Source organism: Paenibacillus sp. cl123 (assembly GCF_900101595.1).
Classification (GTDB): Bacteria; Bacillota; Bacilli; order Paenibacillales; family NBRC-103111; genus Paenibacillus_G.
The window spans coordinates 41,821-64,664 of the sequence record NZ_FMYY01000022.1 but is presented as its reverse complement, the minus strand read 5'-3'; the positions used below and the strand labels follow the sequence as shown (position 1 = coordinate 64,664).

22 protein-coding genes, 1 riboswitch and 1 other annotated feature are annotated in these 22,844 nt (G+C 47.9%); of the genes, 7 read left to right on the top strand and 15 right to left on the bottom strand.

Annotated features, from left to right (window positions below; genetic code table 11):
- Window positions 1-2: 2 nt before the first annotated feature.
- Both BLR08_RS24780 and BLR08_RS24775 read right to left on the bottom strand, forming a co-directional pair.
- Complete coding sequence (locus BLR08_RS24780) at window positions 3-779, bottom strand: UTRA domain-containing protein (RefSeq protein WP_072331020.1); 777 nt, start codon at window positions 777-779, stop codon at window positions 3-5.
- Between the two features lie 150 nt (window positions 780-929).
- Entirely contained in the window at window positions 930-2,273 is a 1,344-nt protein-coding gene (locus tag BLR08_RS24775; RefSeq protein ID WP_072331319.1) for an aminotransferase-like domain-containing protein, read from the bottom strand.
- A 178-nt stretch (window positions 2,274-2,451) separates the two neighbouring features.
- On the opposite strand from BLR08_RS24775, the gene BLR08_RS24770 reads away from it, so the two are divergent.
- The 3 genes from BLR08_RS24770 to BLR08_RS32170 are packed head-to-tail and all read left to right on the top strand — an operon-like array spanning window position 2,452 to window position 4,068.
- On the top strand, window positions 2,452-3,399 hold the full coding sequence (locus tag BLR08_RS24770) for a DMT family transporter (RefSeq protein ID WP_072331021.1): 948 nt from the start codon (window positions 2,452-2,454) through the stop codon (window positions 3,397-3,399).
- A gap of 35 nt (window positions 3,400-3,434) precedes the next feature.
- Window positions 3,435-3,764 carry a nitroreductase family protein gene (locus tag BLR08_RS32175; protein WP_371117701.1) on the top strand — a complete coding sequence of 110 codons (330 nt, stop codon included), beginning with the start codon at window positions 3,435-3,437 and terminating at the stop codon, window positions 3,762-3,764.
- Window positions 3,754-4,068 carry a nitroreductase family protein gene (locus BLR08_RS32170; protein ID WP_371117700.1) on the top strand — a complete coding sequence of 105 codons (315 nt, stop codon included), beginning with the start codon at window positions 3,754-3,756 and terminating at the stop codon, window positions 4,066-4,068. Before BLR08_RS32175 ends, BLR08_RS32170 begins: the two co-directional genes overlap by 11 nt.
- 48 nt (window positions 4,069-4,116) lie before the next feature.
- On the opposite strand, the gene BLR08_RS24760 is transcribed toward BLR08_RS32170, so the two are convergent.
- Window positions 4,117-4,923: a class I SAM-dependent methyltransferase gene (locus BLR08_RS24760; protein WP_072331023.1), complete on the bottom strand. Its 807-nt coding sequence runs from the start codon at window positions 4,921-4,923 to the stop codon at window positions 4,117-4,119.
- A 62-nt stretch (window positions 4,924-4,985) separates the two neighbouring features.
- Window positions 4,986-5,217 (bottom strand) — a binding site (T-box leader).
- Between the two features lie 147 nt (window positions 5,218-5,364).
- Between BLR08_RS24760 and BLR08_RS24755 the strand changes: the two genes are divergently transcribed.
- The gene (locus tag BLR08_RS24755) at window positions 5,365-5,682 is read left to right on the top strand and encodes a hypothetical protein (RefSeq protein WP_072331025.1); all 318 of its coding nucleotides are present in this window, start codon (window positions 5,365-5,367) and stop codon (window positions 5,680-5,682) included.
- A gap of 54 nt (window positions 5,683-5,736) precedes the next feature.
- Here BLR08_RS24755 and BLR08_RS24750 read toward each other — a convergent pair whose 3' ends face one another.
- Window positions 5,737-6,261, bottom strand: coding sequence for a spermidine/spermine N(1)-acetyltransferase (locus BLR08_RS24750; protein ID WP_072331027.1), 525 nt, complete (start codon window positions 6,259-6,261; stop codon window positions 5,737-5,739).
- A 138-nt stretch (window positions 6,262-6,399) separates the two neighbouring features.
- Window positions 6,400-6,499: riboswitch (guanidine-I (ykkC/yxkD leader) on the bottom strand.
- Between the two features lie 74 nt (window positions 6,500-6,573).
- Between BLR08_RS24750 and BLR08_RS24745 the strand changes: the two genes are divergently transcribed.
- Both BLR08_RS24745 and BLR08_RS24740 read left to right on the top strand, forming a co-directional pair.
- Window positions 6,574-7,020, top strand: a complete 447-nt coding sequence (locus tag BLR08_RS24745; RefSeq protein ID WP_072331029.1) for a GNAT family N-acetyltransferase — start codon at window positions 6,574-6,576, stop codon at window positions 7,018-7,020.
- A 77-nt stretch (window positions 7,021-7,097) separates the two neighbouring features.
- On the top strand, window positions 7,098-7,790 hold the full coding sequence (locus BLR08_RS24740) for a YetF domain-containing protein (protein WP_072331031.1): 693 nt from the start codon (window positions 7,098-7,100) through the stop codon (window positions 7,788-7,790).
- A gap of 7 nt (window positions 7,791-7,797) precedes the next feature.
- On the opposite strand, the gene BLR08_RS24735 is transcribed toward BLR08_RS24740, so the two are convergent.
- The 5 genes from BLR08_RS24735 to BLR08_RS24715 form a co-directional block, all read right to left on the bottom strand.
- Window positions 7,798-8,181, bottom strand: a complete 384-nt coding sequence (locus BLR08_RS24735; RefSeq protein WP_072331033.1) for a VOC family protein — start codon at window positions 8,179-8,181, stop codon at window positions 7,798-7,800.
- Window positions 8,171-8,623, bottom strand: a complete 453-nt coding sequence (locus BLR08_RS24730) for an SRPBCC domain-containing protein (RefSeq protein ID WP_072331035.1) — start codon at window positions 8,621-8,623, stop codon at window positions 8,171-8,173. Before BLR08_RS24730 ends, BLR08_RS24735 begins: the two co-directional genes overlap by 11 nt.
- A gap of 60 nt (window positions 8,624-8,683) precedes the next feature.
- On the bottom strand, window positions 8,684-9,271 hold the full coding sequence (locus BLR08_RS24725) for a TetR/AcrR family transcriptional regulator (protein WP_072331037.1): 588 nt from the start codon (window positions 9,269-9,271) through the stop codon (window positions 8,684-8,686).
- 374 nt (window positions 9,272-9,645) lie between these two features.
- The gene (locus BLR08_RS24720; RefSeq protein ID WP_072331039.1) at window positions 9,646-10,809 is read right to left on the bottom strand and encodes a DUF4317 domain-containing protein; all 1,164 of its coding nucleotides are present in this window, start codon (window positions 10,807-10,809) and stop codon (window positions 9,646-9,648) included.
- A 101-nt stretch (window positions 10,810-10,910) separates the two neighbouring features.
- Window positions 10,911-11,453 carry a pyridoxamine 5'-phosphate oxidase family protein gene (locus tag BLR08_RS24715; protein WP_072331041.1) on the bottom strand — a complete coding sequence of 181 codons (543 nt, stop codon included), beginning with the start codon at window positions 11,451-11,453 and terminating at the stop codon, window positions 10,911-10,913.
- Between the two features lie 221 nt (window positions 11,454-11,674).
- On the opposite strand from BLR08_RS24715, the gene BLR08_RS24710 reads away from it, so the two are divergent.
- Window positions 11,675-13,105 carry a MocR-like pyridoxine biosynthesis transcription factor PdxR gene (locus tag BLR08_RS24710; RefSeq protein ID WP_072331043.1) on the top strand — a complete coding sequence of 477 codons (1,431 nt, stop codon included), beginning with the start codon at window positions 11,675-11,677 and terminating at the stop codon, window positions 13,103-13,105.
- Between the two features lie 101 nt (window positions 13,106-13,206).
- On the opposite strand, the gene BLR08_RS24705 is transcribed toward BLR08_RS24710, so the two are convergent.
- The 6 genes from BLR08_RS24705 to BLR08_RS31880 form a co-directional block, all read right to left on the bottom strand.
- Window positions 13,207-14,049, bottom strand: a complete 843-nt coding sequence (locus BLR08_RS24705; protein ID WP_072331045.1) for a hypothetical protein — start codon at window positions 14,047-14,049, stop codon at window positions 13,207-13,209.
- Between the two features lie 88 nt (window positions 14,050-14,137).
- Complete coding sequence (locus tag BLR08_RS24700) at window positions 14,138-14,707, bottom strand: cupin domain-containing protein (RefSeq protein ID WP_371117703.1); 570 nt, start codon at window positions 14,705-14,707, stop codon at window positions 14,138-14,140.
- Between the two features lie 587 nt (window positions 14,708-15,294).
- Entirely contained in the window at window positions 15,295-15,747 is a 453-nt protein-coding gene (locus BLR08_RS24690) for a DUF5946 family protein (protein ID WP_072331055.1), read from the bottom strand.
- Window positions 15,748-15,903: 156 nt separating this feature from the next.
- Window positions 15,904-16,377 (bottom strand): PAS domain S-box protein, encoded by a 474-nt coding sequence (locus tag BLR08_RS24685; protein ID WP_072331057.1) that lies wholly within the window; start codon window positions 16,375-16,377, stop codon window positions 15,904-15,906.
- Window position 16,378: 1 nt separating this feature from the next.
- Window positions 16,379-17,218 carry an alpha/beta fold hydrolase gene (locus tag BLR08_RS24680; RefSeq protein ID WP_072331058.1) on the bottom strand — a complete coding sequence of 280 codons (840 nt, stop codon included), beginning with the start codon at window positions 17,216-17,218 and terminating at the stop codon, window positions 16,379-16,381.
- A gap of 194 nt (window positions 17,219-17,412) precedes the next feature.
- The gene (locus BLR08_RS31880) at window positions 17,413-22,827 is read right to left on the bottom strand and encodes a DUF6528 family protein (protein WP_072331059.1); all 5,415 of its coding nucleotides are present in this window, start codon (window positions 22,825-22,827) and stop codon (window positions 17,413-17,415) included.
- Window positions 22,828-22,844: the final 17 nt, after the last annotated feature.

Here is a 22,844-nt window from a genome sequence, read left to right as displayed (position 1 = left end):
GGTTATATAGATTCCGGCTCTCGCGGAGCCCGCGAACCCTTTTCTTCGCGCTGGTTGACCGTAATTGTAAATTTGACACGGTTCGTCTTGTACAAGGAAGACGAAATATGAATCGGAGCATCATCGTCGTCGTACGACTTGCGTTCGATGACATACAGCGTCGTTCCCGGATCGCAATTCAGAACAGCGGCCTCTTCTTCTGTCGCATGCGCCAGCTCCAACGTTTTCTCCGTGTACGTCATCTCGATATTGTACCGTCTCTTCAGCGTGCTGTAGGTCGATGGCGACTCCAATATAAAGCGCTCCAGCCCTGGAAAACGGTCAAGCGAGTAGTGAGCGGTCTCATAGATGAGCACCTCGTCCCGAATGTAGTGCGTGCGCTTCAGCTCCAAAATCCGATCGCCCGGCTCGACTTGAAAAAAAGAGGCCAGATAATCGTCCGCTCCGATCACCGAACAGGACAAAATATGCGGACGCAGCGCATCCCCAGTCGTGGTAGCCGTTTCGGAATAACCGCCCATCGAGAACAGCTCGCGCTTAATCATCGATTCTTCCCGGACAAATGTGCCCTTGCCCTGATGGCGCTTCAGAATACCCTCGCCGACCAGATCCATGATAGCCTTGCGCGCCGTCCCCCGACTGACACCGTACGTTTCGCATAGCTCTTCCTCGGGAGGCAGCTGTTCACCGGCACTGTATTTCCCCCGGTGTATATCTTCTTTGATAATATTTTTTAATTGTAAGTAGAGCGGTTCCTGACTCGTATTATTCAATTTCATGCGTTACGGCTCCTTATAAATGGCGGGAAAAACTGTACTTACCCTACTTTAGCCCGATTCCTCCCGGGTGTCAACGTCGATGGCGCCAGGAAACCATCGCCAAAGCAGTGTTTATTTTTCCAACAGAAACGATAAGCCTGAAAATGCCGTCTACCACTTGCTTTCCCGCCCTATTTCCTCCAGAATCCCCTTAACTCCTTCGTCGATTTGTTCTGGTTGTGTCTGGGAGATGCTGATCCGCAGAAACTTCTCCCGCTCCAGGTAACTCGACAAATAGAACCCTTTGCCGGACACGACGCGAATATTCCTGCCAGCAAGCCGCTTTATGAGGCGTTCCAGGTTGACCGTCGACTTCAGCTTGAAGTGCGTGTAAATGCCTGAACGAATGGGCGGCACTTCAATCAGCCCCTGCCTATTGTGCCGTTCCACCGACGCGTTCAAAGCCCGCATGCGCGATTCGTACAAGCTGCCGATCTTATGCTTGTGCCGCTCGTACATGCCGTTTTTAATATACACCTCAAGCGCTGCCTGGGACAGCAGCGAAGTGTCGGGATATATTTTGTAGGCATGGAAGGTCCCGAGCAGCCGTTCCGGCAAAACGATGGCCCCTACCCTTAGGCCCGGAAAAATAATTTTGGAGAAGCTCTTCAAATAAATGACATTCGAACCTCCATCGTAAGCATAAATGGGATCGAACTGCCGCTCCGCACCCAGATCAGCCATGTAATCGTCCTCCAGAACGAATACGTCGTATTTGCCGGCCAGCCTGGCGATAGCCTTCCTCTCTTCTGCGCTGTAGGTTGTGCCAAGCGGGTTATGGTACCTGGACATGGTGTAGAAAAATTTGATCTCGCCGCCTCTGAACCATTTCTCCAGCTCCCGCAAGTCAATACCCGCCGCCGTACGGGCGATGCCGTATACCGGTATGCCCTCCGTCTGCAGAAACCGCACATAGATATCGTAAGTCGGCTGTTCGACCAAAACCGCCTTTCTCCCGTTCGGAAACGGCATTTTCGCTAATGTTTCCAATGCCTGCTGCGCTCCCGGGGTAATGATGATCCGCTCAGCTTGGGCAAACACCTGGTCACCCGCCAAATGGGGAACAAGCGTGTGGCGCAAAGACTCCAGCCCTCTGGGTTCGCCATAAGTAAACAGGTCGTATTTGTAGATATCGATCGCTTTGTTTAAGCAATGCTGAAAATCCAAATACGGAAACGCGTCCAGGTCCGGCAATACCGTGGCAAAATTGATCAGCCGGCTATCTCTATTGTCACGCCAATCCCCCGGCTTCTCGACCACATAAAAGCCGCTTTGCGGAACCGAATAAATGGCGTGACGCTTCTCCAGTTCTGCGTATGCTCTCGTGATCGTGCCGACGCTGCACCCATACAATTCCGCCGAGCTGCGAACGGAAGGCAGCTTTTGTCCAGGAACGTATAGTCCCTCCCGGATCTTGTTCTCCATATCGGATAAAATCGCAAAATATTTTTTCATGCTGCCTCCCCCGTCCGCCCTCGTCATCTTCACTTCTCCATTATACAGCACATCCCTCAACTGTATCGATACAGTTGGACGAAAAGGCCGTTGTTCGATCAGCCGGTTTGGCTTATCATCAACACAAAGGTTGAGACGTTCGTGAACGCTCACGATTGTTAGAGAGGATGATGTCATCATGGATTCAAAATCATTGAAGCTTCCCTATTTTTTCGCCGTGCTGAACGCAGTTATTATCGGATTGTCTTTTTTGTTTGCCAAGCAAGCGCTTGATGACGCCAGTCCGCTCGACACGCTGACCTTCCGTTTCGCCGCTTCATTTTTGGTCATGTCCGTCCCGGTGGCGTTCGGCTGGGTTAAACTGGCGTACCGCGGCAAGCCATGGCCTAAATTGCTGCCGCTGGCCGCCATGTATCCGCTTGGCTTTTTCACGCTCCAGGCGTACGGGCTGCAGCACGCTACTTCGGCAGAGGGAGGCATCCTGTACGCGTTCACCCCGATCGTCACGATGATCGTCGCCTCCGTCTTTTTGAAAGAAATGACCACCCTCTTACAGAAGCTGTCGATCTTTGTGTCGGTGTTCGGCGTTGTGTTCATTTTCCTGATGAAGGGCGGCGGCATCGATTGGTCGAACCTGACGGGGATCACTTTGCTGCTGTTGACATGCGTCATTTTTGCCGGATATACCACCATGGCCCGGTCGCTGACGAAGCAGTTCAGCCCGGCGGAAATCACTTATATCATGATGGCCATTGGCTTTGCCGTCTTCCTTATCATTTCGTTCGCGGGTCATGCGGCGGCCGGTACGCTCCATCGCTTTTTCGTACCGCTCTCCAGCAGTACGTTTGTCGTATCCGTTCTTTACTTGGGCATTGTATCCTCGCTCGTCACCGCCTTGACGTCCAACTACATTTTGTCCAAGATGGAAGCCTCGAAAATGAGCGTATTTGCCAATCTGTCTACGATCGTCTCCATGGCGGCCGGAGCGATCGTGCTCGGGGAAGAACTTACGGTCTACCATTTGATCGGCTCGTTGCTGATTATAGCCGGGGTTGTCGGGGCGAATCGTCTGGGGCGAAAAAAGGCTGCGGAAAGCATGGTACAGGGGAAACGTGCCGAAGCATGAAGTTTGAAATAAACCACTGAAGGAGTTGAGCGTATATGTCATCCGCTATACAAAGCGATTTTTTCACCATCGTTCGGGAACGTCATTCCGTCAAACATGTTGACGCTTCGCACGAACTGGAAGAGCAAGAGATTAAAGAGCTGCTGGAGATTGCAAGCGGCGCACCCTCGGCTTGCAATCTTCAGCATTGGAAGTTCCTCGCCATTCATAACCAGGCTGCCAAAGAGAAGCTGCTGCCTATCGCCTACGGGCAAAAGCAGGTCGTGGAGGCCTTCCATCGTCATTGCCGTACTAGGGGATATTCAAGCCAATTTAAACGCCGAAAATGTCTTTGGACCGGACGTACAAGACGGGTTGCTGCCTGAAAATACCAAGTCGAGCCTGATCAGCCAAATTGAAGCTGCTTACACAAGCGCGCCGAACTATCCCCACGAAGAGGCAATCCGCAACGCATCGCTGGTCGCGATGCAGTTCATGCTCGCTGCGAAAGCGAACAGACTGGATTCGTGCCCTATGGGCGGATTTGACGCCGATCAATTTACCGAAGCTTTCAACGTGCCGCCGCGTTATATTCCCGTCATGCTGATCGCCATCGGCAAGGCAGCCGTTCCTGCCCGGCCATCCGCTCGACTCCCCATCGCCAAAACCATCGTCTGGAATGGCTTCTGACTATAGGGAAGGATGTTCGGCTGGAGAATCCAGCTAAACATCCCTCGATTACTTTCTTCTGCCGATATACAGCAAATGAGACGATGTTCCCAGGACGTAAGGATCCTTAGCAAGTTCAATAAATAAATCCATCAGCCTCTGCGACTCGCCCTTTTCTTCCCATAACTGCCTTTGTTCATTGGTTATCAATCCACCGATACTGGAAGAACCAATCAAATCAACCGTTTCGAACCCCTGACTTTCCATAAAGGGGGTAATTTCACTGATGTCGAAGTAATAGGCTCCAGTAAAACGCCCCTTATCCGCGTGATTAAAAATCCCCGTTTCACGGAATTCTTTTATAGCATCTATCGTATCATTGGGCTTCCAGTGCTGTGGATATTGCAAGGACGTTATTGTCATTCTCATCCTGCTCTGAAAAGCGACAAAAACGATGCCCCCTTTTTTGGTAACGCGGAACAACTCCCTTACTGCACTGATCCGTTCTTCTTCGCTCTGCAAGTGGTAAAGTGGTCCCAGCATCAAAGAAGCGTCAAACCCTTCATTCGGTAATCCGTCCAAATGTGCAGCATTCAACACATGAAAGCCATTGAAGCGTTCTGCTATGCCCAGTTCGTCTGCCTTTTCTTTCGCCATTTCCACTAAGCGAGGTGTTAAGTCAGAAAGGGTTACACGATATCCCAGCTTCGCTAACTCCATGGCATATTTCCCGGGGCCAGCTCCATTGTCAAATACGTTGCCGATGGGAGGTAAATAGGTTTTCATGTAATGCCAGTTAATGATAAACTCTAGCGGTTCTCTATCCAACCTGCCCCACTCGTCAAACCGGGAATAATAATCAATCACGTTTTCCATTTGATAACACCTGCCTCACCCTGTTTTCTTGTTTAAAGTACAATAAAAAAACCTATCGCCTACAAAGAGGCGACAGGTTTCCCTTCGCGGTACCACTCTTTTTGATTCGTTTGTTTCCGAACGTTAACGAACCATCTTAGAACCAAATGACGGAGGTTAACCGTTAAGACCTAAACCTGCTGGTTTCAGCCTTACCGCTCATGGGTGAGTTGGGGAAGCTATTGACTGTCTCGCACCGAAACGACAGTTCTCTGAGCAATACTCATCCTTAATACTCCCAATCCTTGCGTTTAACGAGTATGAAATTTAAATCAGTATACCTTTTCCAAATATATCCTGTCAATAGAGATGTTGCAACCAAATTTTTGCAACATTCTTCGACTTGGTTTCGTTGTGTAGGGAGCGTTCTGCTTACTATTGAGTTATTGAAAGGGTGTTCCGATGAAGAAAATTACACTTTCATTCTTATTGGTACTTATTCTTTGTTCATGCAGTCGCTTTGACCAGGAAACGTGGCTCAAAGAACCAGAGAAAAGACACGATATGGTGAGCGATTTAACAAGCAAGTACACACTTAAGGGTATGACCGAGAGCGAAATTATTGACTTGCTTGGAGAACCAGCGGAAAAGTTAACTGAACCTTCACGACAATTCTTGTACTACATCGGGAGTGCAGGATTCGGGGTAAAGGTTACTTTGTTGCAGCTTCATTTTGATGATACGGGCAAAGTGGAAAGTCATGACATCATATTTAAATAGGTGAAAGTGGCTGCTCGAAAATAATGAGATTCAGTTTGTCCTACCCTGCCTGCCTTACTGGTATATAAGTGTTTTGGCCATTATAAAATCTATTTGTTCTTCATCACCCATATAGAAAGAATGAGCTCCTGTTTCAACAAATCCCATTTTCTTATAAAACGCGATGGCATTTTTGTTTTTTTCCCATACGCCTAGCCAGATTTTCTTTTTACGAAGTTCCGTTGCGATTTCTATAGCTTGATCTAGCAGATATTTGCCAAGCCCATGTTTTTGAAAGCTGCTCTTTATATAGATTCTCTCGATTTCAAGGGACTCTTCCCCCATCTCTTCAGACTGGGCGTCATTGGTGTTCACCTTCAAATATCCCGCGACTTCATCATCAAGGTAAACAAAAAAGAATTGCGAAGAACTGCTGGACAGTTCTTTTTCTAATTGTTTTAAGTTAAACGCTTTTTCCAAATAGGCTTTCATATTTTCAGGTGAATTGTCATTCTTAAACGTCTCAGTAAATGTTTCAACACTAACTTCTTGAAGTACGCCAAGATCATCGAACGTGCATTTTTTTATGTGCTTAGTCATCCCCGTTGTCCCCCTAATAATGAATCAATAACTTCTCTTGTTCCTTCGCTAACTAACTTCAAGCCTACCTGCACTCATTGTTTCCAAATGCAGAAAAAATAAAAAAAGCCTGGGAAACAAACTGTCGTTTAACAGCTTATCTCCCGGGCTTTTATCCCTCCGTGACACGACCTACCGGCCGTGAGTTATCTCTCGGACCAGCCGATTTATCAATCGCGGAACCCTAGATAACATTATTTATAACTGCCAACGACTTGAATTTTAATTCATCATAATGTATATTTATTCAATCATAATCAGGAGGGTTGCTTAATGTCATTTGTTATAAGAGATGCTGAGCTTAATGATTTGAACGGTTTGTCCGAATTGATGTATGAATACATAGTTGGTTTTTATAAGAAACCTCGACCTGACCTTGAAAAGCTTCATCAATTGATTCGCACCCTTTTACAGAAAAAGGAAGGTATACAGTTTGTGGCCGAACAAGATGGGAAGTTAATTGGCTTTGCGACCTTATACTTTACATTTAGCACGATGAAGGCAGATAGATACACGGTGATGAACGATCTGTTTGTAATCGAGCCATTACGAGATACAGAAGTGGAGGCACACCTGTTCCTAGAATGTCAAAAGTACACGCAAGAGCATCAATTCACGCACATGTCTTGGATAACGGCTGCAGACAACAAACGTGCTCAACGTTTTTTTGATAAGATGGGAAGCGTGCAAGGGGATTGGATTAACTACACGATTGTCTAAACGCTTGACCTCTCAAGCATATATACTGGAAATAAAGGCCACCCTAATACAAACCGTACTGCAAGGGGCCTCAATAAATGACGTATGGAGACATTCTTCTTCGCACGGCAGCATCCTTCGTTGCACTGCTCATCTTAACCCGTCTGCTCGGTAAAAATCAGGTCGGGCATCTAACGTTTTTCAACTACGTTACGGGAATCACCTTCGGCTCGACCACTGCCGAGATCATCGTCAATCAACAGATTACGCTGCTGCAAGGAATCTCAAGCCTGGTCTTATGGACGCTTATGACGATCCTGGTCGCTTTGATCGGATTGCAATCTGTCAAAGCGCGGGAGATTCTCGACGGCCAGCCTACGATCCTCATCAAACAGGGCAAGATTTTGGAAAAAGCATTGGCAAAGCAGCGTCTCAACATCGACGACTTAAGCATGCTGCTGCGGAATAAGGACGTCTTTTCGCCCGAAACCGTTGAATTCGCGATTCTGGAACCAGACGGTCAACTAAGCGTGCTGTTAAAAGAAGAACTGCAAGCCGCGACGAAAAAAGATATGAAAGCCACTGTCTCCACCGTTCACAGAATCCCGCTAGAGCTTATCGTAGACGGAAAAATCGTAGAAAAAAATATGAAGAAAATGGACGTCTCCGTCAACTGGCTCAACCAGCAGTTAAAGAAGAATGGCGTTCATTCCCTGGAAGAAGTTTTTTACGCCGAGCTCCAATTGGACGGGACACTGTATATCGACAAATATAAGGACTCTGTCCTTTGAAGACAGCCTAATTCAATCGATGCACCAGCTCATATTTATTTCCGCAAGGATCTTCAAAATAGACGGCGTAATAAGTCGGGCTGATCGGGAATAACCGGGGGCCGTCGTTTATGGCGCCCCCATTTTCCTTGACCAGCTTGGCAATATGATCAACTTCAGCCCGATCATTCGCCCAGAATCCGATGAGATTGGGATTGGGCTTATGCTCCCGGTCTTCGGTGATCGCAAAATAAGCGGCGCTCGGCAGTTCTCCTTCGGCCGCGTATACCTTCCAATTCGCACTGTGAAAAGTCCGAGTAAATCCCAACTCGGGAAGAAGCGCTTCATAAAAAGGCAGAATGCTGTCCAGATCATTTACTCTAAGATCGATATGACTGAATCTATTCATCATGATTCATCTCCTCTTCATCGGTTACATTGTTTGTTTTCCGCCTGATGGCGTCCAGAACGTTTTCCCACTGAAGCTTCATTTGTTCCCGCGTGTTCGGATGATCGAGATTCTCTTGATGGAAGCTGATCGCCGTTCGATCGGGATGGTTGGATAGAAGCCGGATTTGCAGCGTAGACGGCTTCTCCCAATCCTTCTTGCCCCACTTTAAGCGAAGCTGCTTGAAGGGCTTTACTACCCGGAACTGACCGAAAATCCCCTCATCGGAAGTAAACATCTCTCCCTCGGTAAAGGCAAGCGGCGATACGTGGCCAAGCCACAACTCGATCCCTTCGGGAGAGGTCAGAAACGTCCATGCCCGCTCGGGCGAGATTGGCAGCGTTCTCCTAACACCGACTTGGAAACCTGTAGATGCCGTTTGTCCAACAAGCTTGCGTGATTCCATATTTTTTGTAACACCTCCGCCGTATAGTTTGTTAGCACTCACTATCCAACCTTCGAAAAATTAAGGGCTTAACGCCCTGACGAATAAATCGATACTTGATCTCATAAATTGTTCCTTGGATTTTGTTGTAAGCTCAGTTTTAACAAACAACTGCGACATGAACGCCCCGTAATTCATCCACATGAACGTGATCGCCTGCATCTCCGCGTCGGTTGGAATCAGTTTGTTCTTTTTCTGCATCTCTATGAAATAATTCGTCAATAACTCCAACAGCTTCCGCGGATGCTTCTGTGCTTTTTCGCGGATTTCCGTTAATTCCTTATCGCCCAATACAATGAGGAACAGCTTCCGGTTACGTTCCATAATTTCATGATACATCTGGCTGATCATGAGCAAGTCGGCTCTCAAGTCCCATATGACGTTTTCGTTAAAAATGTGAGTCATTTCAATCGCATAATGGTAATGGTCAACGGCTTTGTCCAGCAGGTTATGCTTGCTGCCGAAATTACGGAACAATGTCATCTCACTGACACCGGCCGCTGCTGCAATTTCCTTCGTAGATACGCCTTTATAACCTTTCTCAGCCATCAGGTCTATAGCCGCGAGCATCAGTTTGGCTTTATTGTCCAAGATCAGCTTATTCTCCATAATCACCTTCCCAATTCAGCGCAAGGCTTTGAAGTTAGTACTCACTAACATTTGTCTATATAATAAATTTAAAATGCCACGATGTCAATATGGTCAAAATTAGATTTCAGGTTAAATAGGATTAATTTCATTCATCCTGTAACGAAGCGAGAGCTGCTAAAACTTCTTCATCCTAACTAACTCTACTGCGTTCTTATCATTCATTCCTGCTCCGCAATCTGCGCCGCGGAAAACTGTCCTGGGCGGCTAGGAAGTGTTTCTTCAATGCTCCGAAACTTACAAAACAGGGGGCATAGCCCATCCAGGCTAGCCCCCATGCCATCAAAAATATGATCTTATCCACTGCTATCGTCCCGACCGAGCTGCCGCAGACTCTACAGCGTCTCGGTAGTCAGCGTAAACCCTTCAATCACCGCATCTTCATCAACCTCGATCAAGATGCATCGTTTTCCCTGATGATTCACCTGTCTTACATATTTCAAATCCTGCGGACTGATCGATATCGTGGCGACCTTCGTCTCGATCTTGATCGATTTGGAGGTGAACTTGGGCACGACACTGCTCGCCTTGATTTCATAGTTTTTGTCGTCGACGACGTTTTGGAACGCCCGTTCCACCTTTTCCTTCGTCACGTTCTCCACGCCGCCCGCCGTCAGCATGCGTTCCACATCGGTATAATCCAGCTTCGGAGGCTCCTCCTCCTCGTGGTTTTCGATGACCCGATGAACTTCCTCATACACGTGAGCGATCGTTGCGCTGTCGAGCTGATCTCCCGCCACTTCTTTGACGATTTCCTCGAATATAGCTCTTTCTTCCAGCGCCGTCACCGTCTTCTCGGCATTCAGCACCTGCTCGATGAAATGCAGATTCGGATCATTAGCTTTCCCGGCGCAATACAAAACGCGATTCACGTTGGAGTGGTTGTCGGTCACGCTCGGGTAGAAAAAGCCTTGCTCCGGCGAGTTCAACCTGATGATCGGATCCACGAAGACGTTATACTTAAATTCTCTTTCGACATAATCGAACATGAGGGTTTTCCGCTGCTGCTCCGTGGAATTCACGCTGCACAAAATGAACGGATTCGAGAACATCTCGTCCTTCTCGCTCTCCTCGGCTTCCTCATTGCGAACCTTGGTCGGACTGAAATATTGCCCGCGGACGAAAGTAACGACCATATCCTTTTCATATTTGGTATCCTTCAACATCTTCTCCACCAGCAGAAGCATAAGCTGAAGCCACTCATCCGCATCTCCGGTCACCAAACCTTGATGGAGAAGCACCCGCGTAGGTTCCTCCGCCTCTTCCTGAAACGTTAGTTCGAACATCTTCTGATCCAATTCGCCGGTCAGCAGCTTTTTGAAATTGCCCATATAAAGCTCCTGCTTCTCCCGGTCCAGCAGAGCGAACGGCTGACGCTCGTAATGGTAAATCTCGCTGCTATCCTTCATGATATACACATTCAGAATGTCAAAAATGGTAAGCATCTCGTGATCCAGCTTAAACTGCTTGCGAATATGCGCGATTTCTTTCTTTAACATGGTCCGTCCGACAACTCCTATTAAGTGAAATGGCTTTATTAGTATAAACGAAAGCCATAGAAATTCACATGGAAACCTCTAACGAGACCTTGTTATCTATTTCATTGTCCGGCATTCATGTCCGTTCTATACATCTTTTCCACTTCAATAGGACTTTCCTTCGCCGTCACATACTGCGGAATCACCCGGCAAACTTGCACAGGTCCGCCGAATACAGCCGACCTGTACTTGTCCACATGCTGCTTCGACAAGGGGCGGTTATAATAGCCGGGGACGTATTTATTGATCATTTCCTGAAGGACATGGGTCGCTTCGTCCAAATCTGTGATTGGCTCCGCCTGGCCAAATATCATGACGCTCATATACGCCGTATCCGTCTTGGCAGGAACCGGGTCCGTGATCGTTCCGTATTCCTCACATACCGTAAAACATACCTCCGGATTTTCACTCATGATATGATTGCGTCTGCCATCTCCGGCCCCGTGGAAATAGAGCTTCCCTTCGGTCCACACATAATTAAGCGGCACAACATAAGGCAGCTTTCCGTCAACCAGCCCTAGATGTCCGATTCTTGCTTGGCGAAGAAAGCTTTCAATTTTCTCCTGATCCCGGCATTCCCTGATCTTGTAACGAACCGATTCCATTTCAAAATCTCCCCTTCGCTCATCAGATATTCATCCCGCTTCACCTTGTCTTTGCCCCGGCGCTTTCCAGCACGCGGCAGCGATCAAGTTGCAAATACCAGCGTTATTACGGTAGTATAGCAGCGAATGGATGGTGTTAAAACATCCAAACATTACGATTTGAGCAATCCATAAATGATGAATGCTTTATGATCTGGACTTCTAACTGGGAGGTGTGTGCGATGATGAAGGTCAATCGCAAGGATAAGAAACCCGTCTGGCAGCAATTGCTTGATCAAGCCATTCATAATATTACGAGCGGAGTCTGGGCGCCGGGTGAATTGCTGATTCCTTCCCGCGAGCTTGCTCATATGCTAGGCGTCTCTCGCTCCACGATACAGATCGTCTATGAGGAATTGCTAAGTCGAGGCTACACGGTTACCTCTGGCCGCAGAGGAACGCGGGTTAGTCATTGGAAGCAAATCACGGAGCAGGCCAAGGAAACAGCGACGGACGGCCCTGTTCCTCCCTCGCTTCCCTTGTTGAATTCGGCTGTCGATCACTTGCATGACTGGTTCAGAGGCAAAGAACAACGGGAAGTGGACATTGATTTTAGTCCCCATGAACCCTATATGGATGGACAATTTCAAAAGAACTGGCGGCAATCGCTTCTCCACGCTTCTGCTGCAATGGATTTATCCGACTGGGGCTACGGCAATCCATATGGGTTCACACCATTGCGCGAGCAAATTCAGCGTTATTTATCGCTTGAACGAGGCATCCATATCCAAACCAATCAGATTTTGCTGACCTCGGGAGCTCAGCATAGCATTGACTTAATCGCCCAATCGCTTTTAGTTGACGGGGACACCGTTTCTGTAGAAGATCCCGGTTTTCCCGCTGCCTGGATGGCGATGAAATATCGGCGTATGCAGGTAGCGCCTGTTCCCGTCGATGCGTATGGTCTAGTGACCCAGCATATCCATCCGCAATCCAAGCTGATCTTTACGACTCCTTCGCATCAGTGCGCGGCCGGGGTCGTTATGTCGGAGCCGCGCAGGCAGCAATTGCTGCACAAGGCCGCTCAAGAACAATTCTGGATCGTCGAAGACGATTATGACAGCGAATTTCGATATCGCGGAGAACCGCTTCCAACGCTATTTTCTCAGGCGCCAAGCCATACTTTATATCTCATGAGCTTTTCCAAAATGATTGCTCCAGGCATTCGTATTTCAGCTATCGTTGGGCCTGCCGAGGTCATTGCTCAACTAGCCAGGGTGCAGGAACTGACCTACCGTCATCTTCCGATTATGGATCAGCTCACGCTAACTCACTTCATCGAGAACGGGCATTTTATGCGTCATATGAGAAGAGTCAGAAATGTATACCGGCGAAGGCACGAAGCCATGACCAAGGCCATTATAGCCAGCGGTTTGGGGGAGCGATTCACGCTAAGCGGAGCAGAAACGGGGCTGCATATGCTGCTTGAAGCTGAAGAGTCTTACGATGAGGAAGCCTTGACAACGCTCGCCCTTCAAAAGGGAGTGCGCGTCTACCCTCTCGGACCTTATTGTTTGGAAAGCAACCGAAAGGGCTGGGTACTGGGGTTTGCAAAGGTAGACGAAGCAGCGATTGCGCAGGGGATTCGTCGGCTTGCGGAGCTGATCCTATAGGGTCAGCTTTACAAGCCGGTTTGCCGGGCCCCTGCGTTTTTCCGCCCAAAATTTCACTTGTAACGCAGGTTACGGTTCTCCTCACTGCCTTATCGGCAGGTCTAAGTCTTATTTTCAACCCGTACTCCATTTAACGTAAACCTCTCAAGCATGCAGATGATTAGCAGGGATGCAGCGCGTATACAGATCAAGTAAGTCAGGTTCCAACTGTGGTAGAATATTAGGACTCCCGCGCTCAAGAGAATAGCATCGGCTGCTACCAGCATAAGAAAGGGAGCCGCCATCCAGTACTTGTTCTTGGGCACGTACATAAAGACGATGATGATGGAAGCCATGAGTATGTGATATAAAAAACCGCTGAATAAAGTGCTGTCCCTGTAAATATTTTCGACCCAGTGCACGCGAAAAAACTGCTTGTCAAAAAGCATCAGCACGCTGGTCGGAGTCTGTAAAATGACCCATGCGATCGTCCAGAATACGATGATTCGAGGGGATTTGCGTTTGGTTTCATGCAATAGGGTGAACCACTTCTTAACAGCAATCAGAAAACCAAAGGAAATGATGCCAGTCATATAAGTCTGCCACCAATGCTGATTGTAGACGCCGGCTTTAAGGAATAGCTCCTCGACTCCCATGAACCCGATGGCAATCAATCCGATTACCAGATAAGACGATTGAAAATACATCACCCAAACGGCAATCGAAGCCCATAATGCCGAATTGGCTATGATATGACCAATAATATTTTCAGCAAAAGGATCCTGATAAAATCCCGGTTTATAGGCGTACGCATCGAATACGAAGAGTACGATGGCTTCGCCTACCCACGTCCAAGCCGTCGTGAGCAAAAAATAAGTCAACCAATCCCCCGCATTCCCTTTTCGATACACCGTGCAGCCTGCAATGATCGCTCCAATGACAATCAATCCGTAGTACCAGATCATATGTTATCTTCCTTCCGCAAACGCCATCTCGGCTATTATTTCCAGCGGAAGGGTACGTTCATACGCGAACGAAAAAAAAAGGCTATCTTTACCATGACCCATTCGTTCCTATTGGCCAGCGAATCCCCCTTGCATCAGGCGGGCCGATAATTACGGTTTGATCGATCGGCTCGATGGCTTCAGCCCATTGAGCGGCATTTAAACCATATACGATCCGGAATACCTCTGGGGGCGTCTTTCTTAGGATGTCGGACCCATACACGGACTCAAAGTTATTTTGATCGAAAGAAGCCACAAGACGGCAGTGATCCGTGATTGCGGTTGTCCAATGCCACCATCCCATCGGGATGTACACCGATTGCTGCGGCCCGACACGGTAATTTAGCAGTTGAAGGGTAAAGGGATCCAGAACGGATTCGATGATCTCACCCTGGAACACGTAGAGGAGTTCATTCGCGTTGGGGTGCCAATGCGGTTCTATGCTGTGTCCTTTGCTCAAACTTATATCAACCAAGCTTAAGCCCCGCATAACCGGCAGCTGTTTCGCTGTTTGATAATAAATGAAATTTCGCTCGTTCTTCACAAAGTAGGGGGAAGTTCTTAAGTCAAAAAACAAATTCCATGAAGATGAGCTATAGTCTATGGGAAGGCTGTTCATCGTCATTCGCCTAATCACGCCTTTCAACCAGGTTGAAGCCACATCAAAGTATATTCCGGAATCGGCATATAATGCTTCGTCGCCATCAAGCGATACAGCTTCGTGTTGCAGCAAGTCCTCAACGTTTGCGTAATGCCCGTACAAAAAGCGCCATACTTTCGGACGCGTTTCCAGCGTGTAAACAGAAAGTTGGCGCTATTTTGCTCAAGATAACGTGCTTTCTCTTTACTTAACTCCCCGAATACCCTTGTGGACAGATTCGCACAGCTTCCGTTGTAAACCTGCCTGACATTCCTTCGAGCGCCTTATTGGTGAACGCTACAACACTAAGCTCCTCACTCGGATCAACAAACCAGGAATGGCCATAGGTGCCGCCCATCCGCCACGTTCCCGGCGATTCAGCAGCATCGTCAGATACCCGAATGATAAATCGCAATCGACGAGCTTGAGAGACGTGGGTGGAGATCCAGCTGCCGCTGCGGCCGCTCTGGCACTCTAAACATGAAAGGGAGGGAAGTTGAATGAAAAAAATCCCGTCCGGCCAAATGGCGCGGATCGGGATCGCTTGTTGAACGCTATTCGGAAGACTATCCGCAGGAAGAAAACTGATTCCTTATAGATTCCTTCCATTTCATTACATTTTCAATTGCATTCTTTTCACCTGCCACATACACATCGTCCACTGTCAGGTCCCATTTTGTTAATACTCTAACTCTTTCCGCAACAGCGACAGGATTAACAATTTTAAACGTTTTGTTAGTAGTAACTTCTCTATTCTTTTGCAAAATATAAGGGGTTTCCCAATTGTAGTCGTAAGCATCACAGAATAATTTTTTTGTTAGAGCATATCCTTCTTTTGTGAAATTGGACGGATGTTGCAGCATGTAACTCGAAACCGTCCAGAAATGAAGAGCATAAAGGTCCGGATTGTTTTGTTCCCAAGCCAGAATATACCCCAGCTGTTCCCAACAAGATAAACCATCCACTTCTTTCGCTCCACATTCTATACAGAAGCCATCCTTCATTATTGCATCAATCAAAGTTCGGAAACCTCCTTTTGGGGGTCAAGTAGCGAACAATAGAAACCTCAATTTTATTGTTTAGTACCTTATTCCGAAAGCTGCTTCCGACAATCGTAAACAACGCATACTGCGCAGAATACTGATAACAATAGCCGGTTGCTGCTGCCGCTATTTTCAAGGCTTGACCTCGAGGTTAGCTAACGATGCAAGTTCTTCCTTCTTATTGATAAGCTCCTGTTCAATCTGCTGCAGCTCCAATTGCGCCTTCCGATAAGCAGCTTCGGCTTGCTCCAGCTGCAGTTCGTACTCCTTCCTGCGCAATATGGGAATTACGACACAATCGTGAAACGATTCACCTTCCCGCTCTCGAATCACGGCGTTTAAAAGAACGGGAAGTGTTGTGCCGCTGCCTGTTTTCATGATTACATACATTTCATTCACGTGACGATTAAGATTAATCATCGGCAAAAAGTAAATCCGAAAAAAAATCTGGCTGGACCGGGTTAATAGGGATTCAAAGCTGGTGCCGATTACCCCTTGCTTTTCATATTGTAACAAGTGACAAAAGGTAGCGTTGACGACGCGTATCATCCGATTTTGATCCATCGATATGTAACCGCAAGGAGCATGATCCAACCGTTCGTCCATGTTACATATGCAGCTCACTTTCCTGGCTCAATTCAACCGCGGCCAAATATTCACGGATGAGTCGAATAGTTTCTTCCGGATGGCTCAAGTGCGGACAGTGCCCGGTTGCCTCCATCAGCCGGAACTCGCTCCCCTTGATCTGCTGATGGACATAAGCTCCGGCTTCCAGCGGAGCGATCATATCGTCAGAGCATTGCAGGATCAACGAAGGCACCGCTACCTGTCCAAGTTCCTTACGGTAATCGGAGAGAAATGTAGCTTCCGCAAAATAACGGGCTATCTGGGGGTCGGTTGCACAAAAACTCATTTCCAGCTCTTCGGATAGTTCAGGCCGGTCTTTGTTGCCCATAATTACGGGTGCCAGATAATTGGCCCAACCTTGAAAGTTCTGATCCATCATATCCAATAAAGCCACCAAATCTTCCCGCTCAAATCCACCGATGTAATCCGGCAGATCGTTCATATAGCGTGCAGAGGGACCAATCATAACAAGCCGCTCAAAGTAATCCGGTCTTTGAATAGATGCCAGCATGCCGATAGTTGCACCGACTGAGTGGCCTACTAGAATAACATCCTCTAATTCCAGCGCTGAACAAACGTCCAAGATATCCTGGGCATAACCGTTCAGATCACGATAACGGGAAGGATCGTAAGCTTGGATGTCGGATCTTCCCGAACCTACGAAATCAAACAATATCACATTGTATTTCTCTTCAAAAGCAGGCACGATAAAGCGCCACATATTTTGATCACAGCCAAAGCCATGGGCAAATAATAGAGCTTTGGAGCCACAACCGGTTACCTTAACGTTGTTTCGGAGCAAAATCTTCTCGTTATCCATTATCTTTTTCTCCCATCTGCGATGATGATCTCTAGCTTACCGACTTTAATCTCTTACATTACACCACTGCATCAAGATATTCAATTGAATGCTAAATTTCCCTCCGTTTGCATGCTTCATCTGTTCGCAGAAAAAAAAGAACTCATCTTACGATGAGCTCCGTCGAAGTAGGTTTGACTGCGAAAATGGAGTGTTTAAGATACATGTACGACAATTTTTTCCGTTATCGTTTCACCAGCTGCGTTGATTAGCTTACCGTAATATTCATACGTTCCTGCCGGCTTGCCCATCATGGTTACCGCTGCGAATTGAGCTCCGGGCGTCGCTTCGAGCAGAGGAACGGATTGTACCAATTCCCCATTCTCATAGAGCTCGAAGGCAGCTGCATTGGTCCCCCACCACATATTCATCATCACGTTGTAGTTGCCGTCTCCATCCCAGTTATCGCTGGAGAGCACAGCATTACCCGGTGAGGCATCGGCAACAACAACGGTTATCGCATCGCAACTTGTCGTTCCGTAGGAATTAATCAATTCGCATGTGTATACATAAGTGCCGTTAATTCTGCCTGTCAGGACGGTAGCAGCCATCTGGGCTTCAGGAGATTTATCAAGGAATGACTGCGTATCGATCAACACCCCGTTCTCATACAACTTGTAGGTCGTCCCATTGTTACCCCACCATTGATTCATGGCAATCGTGTAGTTGCCGTCTCTTAGGCCCGTGTCGTGCCCATTGTCACTCGACAATACCGGCTTTCCGGGTTTGTCTGTCGCCAGTGGATTTGAAGGTTCCTCCTCGACCATATCATGGATCCTCTGAATGCTGGGATACCAGGTACGCGCCTTGTAGTACGCCTCGCTGTTATGAATTCTCAGATCGTGCGTGTAGCTGCCTTGTCCCTCGAGACGGAATATATCCACCGTATTCGTGGCCCAGGACGCCATCGTTCCATTAGGTACAGAACGGATAATATGCCCTGTATACGGCTGTGTTCCAATGGACTTTATATGAGTGCTAAAAATATCATCATGCGAGTCAAATGTGTTAGACAGCTCTCCAGTAACCATATTAAACTGATACACGTCATATTGGGCTGTCACCCAGAGCAGGTCCCCGCCTTCCGTTACAGGGAATAAATCATGGCCCCACGCCCCTTCTTTGCCTTCCATTACCGGGAGATCAACCCCCAAACCTTCCTTCAATGATAAAGTCGGCCGCTCTGTCGTGCCGGTGATTTCATATGCAACCACCTCATAATCTCCAACTGCCCAAACCAGCTTGCGCTGATTATCCCAAACTAGGCCATGAGCTCCAGGAAACTCTACCCGGTAATAATAACCATTGGCATCCCCTTGACTGGACGCATATATGGTCACTGTGTGGCCGACACTATCTGCCACAACGATGTTTCCGTCAGGCAGCAATTCAATGGAATGAGGATTCTCCTCATTCTTCTTAGCACGGCTATACAGCCGCTCCCCCGTTTCGTAATCAATAATGCCCACGAACCCACGAGAAGCGGTCGTGACCACAACATATCCGCCATAAAACTCACTGTAGCGAAGCTTCGCATCCGTCACAAGGTCAAAGGTGCCAATCCCCGTAAATCCTAATGCGGCAGTCGGCTGCCACTTCCACACGATTGCATCCGAATCATTCCAATCCGGGGCATCCTGCTTGTAGACAACGATTTTATTGAATTGCTGATCCGTCAGCGCAACCATCTCGGTTTCTGCCGAGCTAGGAACCTTCGAGTTACCCTCGATCGGCAGCATTTTGACGGCAGCCTGATTAACAAGCACCTGCAGGGAATCCAGCACCGCTCTACCGCTCATTCGTTTCAATTCCATCCCTGAACGGATAATTCTGCTGGGATCCGTGATTGCATTTCCGTCCAAACCAAATACGGAAAGCTCTTCCGATTGATCAAACCCGGCCAAAAAGGCTCCAATGGTCGTTTGGTGCGGAATGCCCGTAACCGTTCCCGCCGAATGATCGATCGTGTATGTCCGAGAGGTTATCCATTCCCTGAAAGGAATCGTATACGGCGCAAGATTTTTCTTAACTCCGTTCCGCTCCCCGTAGTTTTTCATCTGCAATTCTACATAATCCTCATAAAAATAGACCATGATCGACTGGACTACTGCCGGCTGCTCGGCTGAAAGCGGCCCTGGATTATAGCGATTGTTATAATAGCTTAGTGAACCTGCAAAGCTGGAGACATAACCCGTAGAGCGAACGTTACGATTCTGTTCGATGCTGCCGTCAGCATTATAGGCTGTCACACGCTCGAACGTGTCCTGTTCGATGATAGGACCGCCATGGTCGTGGCCATAGAGATAGATCAAGTTCGGATAGTTCAATAAAATGCGATGTAAGCGAGTGTTCATGCCGTTCTCATCAGAGAGGCCCTGCGCAGGCGCAGTTAATGCTTTCGAGCCTTGAAGAGGATAATGACCAAGCACGATAACCCGTTCGGTATTGCCGATGGCCGACAATGTGTTCTCTACGAAATCGATGGCTTCGGGCGTGTATACATTGGAATCGATGGTTTTGTCCCCATTATACGGAGTATTAATCCCGATAAAGTGAATTCCGTTAATCCTGTAGCGATAAGCCAACAGATTGGATCTCCGATCTCCACCTTCATATAACACATCTTCATATGGCCCGAGGCTGCTTAACATCGTGGAATCGATATAGGCGCCGGAATTGTACGCAGTCGAACCCGCTTCATAATCATGTTCTCCATTCACATACAGCACTTTTCCGTTTTTACTCGTCTCTGCGAAGGCGCTTGTCACCTGCGAAACAAATTTATTATAAGTCTCTTGACCCCATGGGCCGCTGTCCGTTGTACTCAAACTGTCCCCGGTCACAACGACTAAATCCGGATTTTCATTCGTCTTAATAGTTTCAAGTGCAGAGCGAGTTTGCGGTCTTATCACATCCGGATTATTCTGCAAACCGTAGTCAACATGCAAATCAGACAGAGCCGCAATCGTAAACAAAGGCTGCTCACGAGGCTCTTCTAAATCCAGCTTTGCCTTGTCGAGATTCACTTCGTACACATGGAAGAGATTGTTGCTGTTCGTCGTGCTCGCCTGCCACCCTTGACCATTCCCTGTCGTAAAACAAACGTAATACGTCTTGCCGTCAATGACCCGGGACACGCTCGCTAGTCCCGCAGCATCCGCGTTAACGGTCCATGCTTGTTTAGGCCCAAGCGCAAGTGACGGTTGATTGCTGCTGCTTAGATGAATGTTTAAATAACTGTTTTCACCTGCTTTATTACGAGACCTGATCGCCCATCCACCTTCAACTTGTTCAAAATTCCATACTAGTCGGTAATCCACGGTGTCTTTGGAGGCATCGAAGCTGGCATACTTCAATAGCAACGGGTCAGAGCTCATTGTATTCTCACTGGAAACGGCATACTGATCCTTGGTGCCGCCAGTTGGCGTAATGCCCGGAATCGCAAGTACATAGTCGTTGCCGCTCGTCAGGTCTGCTGCCCCGACCTTGTAGTAAGTCGGTCTAGGCGTCGGAACATCGGATACTTGGTATAGCAGAAACGATGCAGAGCTTGATGCAGCAGCTGCTTCCCATCCGATTCCTCTTAAATTCGTAAACCGGATATAATAAGGGATTCCTTCCAAGGCTTTAGACAGCATGACTGTCCCGTCCTCGTTGACAATCACATTCAGCTCTTGCCTTGAACCCAGATAAGCGTTAGCCTTGCTGTTTGCCATGCTGATATTCAAATAATTGTTATCCCCCTGAGCACCTTCGGCCCTCAAGCTATAACCACCGCCAAATTTCTCAAAAACCCACACCAGACTTGAATTGACCGGAGGCTGGGCCGTATCGTTGAACTTCACATGCTGGAACAGCTTCTGATCCGTGTATGCCGTTGGCGTACTGGATAGCGCAAACAGTCCTCTGCCCTGGTCGTTACTGGAAATATTCGGAATGGCCAATATATATTTCGTGCCTTCCGTTAATTGCTGGCCTTTGACGATGCTTGGCATGGGCATAATACGGGCGCTAGGAACCTCAAACACCTGGAAGGCATTGCTGCTATCATTTGCGCCTGCCTGCCAGCCTACGCCGCCTAACGTGGTGAATCGAACATAATAAGCGGTCCCGTTCAGGCTGCGCGAAATTTTGGCCGTGCCATTGGCGTTTCTAGTAAGCTTTAATTCTTGCCTGGGCCCGAGTGTTGCGCTAGCGGTTGAACCATTCATAACAAGGTTCAAATAGCTGTCCGTCCCGTCAGCACCGAGCAGCTTCAGACTGAAGCCAGATCCGTAAGCTTCATATTTCCATACGATGGTTTCATCCAGACCATATTGCGATTCAGAGTACTTCACATGTCTGAGTATAGATTTATTAGAATTGATATTTTCAATACCCGACAAAGCAAACTGACCGTGGCCCTGGTCGGTGCTGCCGATGCCGGGGTGGGCAAAAATATAATACCCGCCGCTCTGCATACTGCTGGAGGAAACAGGCTTGATCGGATGGTTCTCAAGCAAGGAAAGCGGGACAGCGCTCACGCGAAATGACATGCTTGGCTTATAAGAATCATCTGTGCTGGATTGCCAGCCTGCGCCGTTTAAATTAGTGAACCGCACATAATAGATCGAACCGTTTGCATGGCGGGAAATCTGTACGGTTCCATCTTCATTGATAACCAGGCTTAGTTCCTGCCGTTCACCCAGCGTCAAATCACTTCCATTAAGATTCAAATAGGAAGCGCTTCCGTTTTTAGAATAAGCTTTCAGGCTATAGCCCTCTCCAAAGCTTTCAATTTGCCATACGAGAACAGCCGGCAAGCTCTTAAGACTGACATCAAATGGAATATGACGAAGTAATAATGGGGCGGCATTGCCGTTGCTCTCGCTTGCCAGAGCATATTCGTCCCGCCCAAGCATATTGCTGTTAATTCCGGGAATAGAGAGTGAATAGAACCCGCCGCTGACGATCTCATGCGCGTTAATCTCCAGAATTCTATCATTGGAAATAATCATATTTTCTGTAACGGGGAATACCCGGAATGACATGCTTGGCAGGTAGGAATTATCCGGGCTGGATTGCCAGCCTACGCCGTTTGCATTGGTGAACCGCACATAATAATACGTCCCGTTTACCTCACGATTGATGAGAATAGTGCCGTTATCATTGACGGTCAGGACTAACTCCTGCTGTTCGCCAAGCGTCAAGTCAGCTTCCGACAAATTCAAGTAGGCATCGGTTCCATCCGCGGAATAGGCTTTCAGACTGTAGCCTGAACCGAATGGTATTGCCTGCCATACGATTGCCTCGTTTACCTGAGGAATTGTCTCATCAAATTTGATATGGCTGCGCAGCAGCGGCGACGTGTTCGTGTTAGGATTCGAGGAGAGCGCATATTGCCCACGCCCCTGCAGATAGCTGTTGATCCCTGGGACTGCAAAAACATAATAGCCATTGCTGACGATTTCGTTGCCTGTGACTTGAGTCATCCCTTGAGCATTCGCAGAGCTGGCAAACATCTGTAAGAACAAGCTAAGCAGCATAACCGAAATACTTAATTGCGTAATTCCTTTTCTCAACCTAGTCATACATAATGTTCCTCCCT

Coding starts and splice junctions, on each gene's coding strand:
- BLR08_RS24700 (WP_371117703.1), bottom strand. CDS start 14,707: ATGAACAGCCTTCCCATAGACTATAGCTCATCTTCATGGAATTTGTTT.
- BLR08_RS32175 (WP_371117701.1), top strand. CDS start 3,435: ATGTCATCCGCTATACAAAGCGATTTTTTCACCATCGTTCGGGAACGT.
- BLR08_RS24755 (WP_072331025.1), top strand. CDS start 5,365: ATGAAGAAAATTACACTTTCATTCTTATTGGTACTTATTCTTTGTTCA.
- BLR08_RS24735 (WP_072331033.1), bottom strand. CDS start 8,181: ATGATGAATAGATTCAGTCATATCGATCTTAGAGTAAATGATCTGGAC.
- BLR08_RS24710 (WP_072331043.1), top strand. CDS start 11,675: ATGATGAAGGTCAATCGCAAGGATAAGAAACCCGTCTGGCAGCAATTG.
- BLR08_RS24760 (WP_072331023.1), bottom strand. CDS start 4,923: ATGGAAAACGTGATTGATTATTATTCCCGGTTTGACGAGTGGGGCAGG.
- BLR08_RS24770 (WP_072331021.1), top strand. CDS start 2,452: ATGGATTCAAAATCATTGAAGCTTCCCTATTTTTTCGCCGTGCTGAAC.
- BLR08_RS24680 (WP_072331058.1), bottom strand. CDS start 17,218: ATGGATAACGAGAAGATTTTGCTCCGAAACAACGTTAAGGTAACCGGT.
- BLR08_RS24730 (WP_072331035.1), bottom strand. CDS start 8,623: ATGGAATCACGCAAGCTTGTTGGACAAACGGCATCTACAGGTTTCCAA.
- BLR08_RS24745 (WP_072331029.1), top strand. CDS start 6,574: ATGTCATTTGTTATAAGAGATGCTGAGCTTAATGATTTGAACGGTTTG.
- BLR08_RS24780 (WP_072331020.1), bottom strand. CDS start 779: ATGAAATTGAATAATACGAGTCAGGAACCGCTCTACTTACAATTAAAA.
- BLR08_RS24720 (WP_072331039.1), bottom strand. CDS start 10,809: ATGTTAAAGAAAGAAATCGCGCATATTCGCAAGCAGTTTAAGCTGGAT.
- BLR08_RS24715 (WP_072331041.1), bottom strand. CDS start 11,453: ATGGAATCGGTTCGTTACAAGATCAGGGAATGCCGGGATCAGGAGAAA.
- BLR08_RS24775 (WP_072331319.1), bottom strand. CDS start 2,273: ATGAAAAAATATTTTGCGATTTTATCCGATATGGAGAACAAGATCCGG.
- BLR08_RS24685 (WP_072331057.1), bottom strand. CDS start 16,377: ATGGACGAACGGTTGGATCATGCTCCTTGCGGTTACATATCGATGGAT.
- BLR08_RS24725 (WP_072331037.1), bottom strand. CDS start 9,271: ATGGAGAATAAGCTGATCTTGGACAATAAAGCCAAACTGATGCTCGCG.
- BLR08_RS24740 (WP_072331031.1), top strand. CDS start 7,098: ATGACGTATGGAGACATTCTTCTTCGCACGGCAGCATCCTTCGTTGCA.
- BLR08_RS24705 (WP_072331045.1), bottom strand. CDS start 14,049: ATGATCTGGTACTACGGATTGATTGTCATTGGAGCGATCATTGCAGGC.
- BLR08_RS24750 (WP_072331027.1), bottom strand. CDS start 6,261: ATGACTAAGCACATAAAAAAATGCACGTTCGATGATCTTGGCGTACTT.
- BLR08_RS31880 (WP_072331059.1), bottom strand. CDS start 22,827: ATGACTAGGTTGAGAAAAGGAATTACGCAATTAAGTATTTCGGTTATG.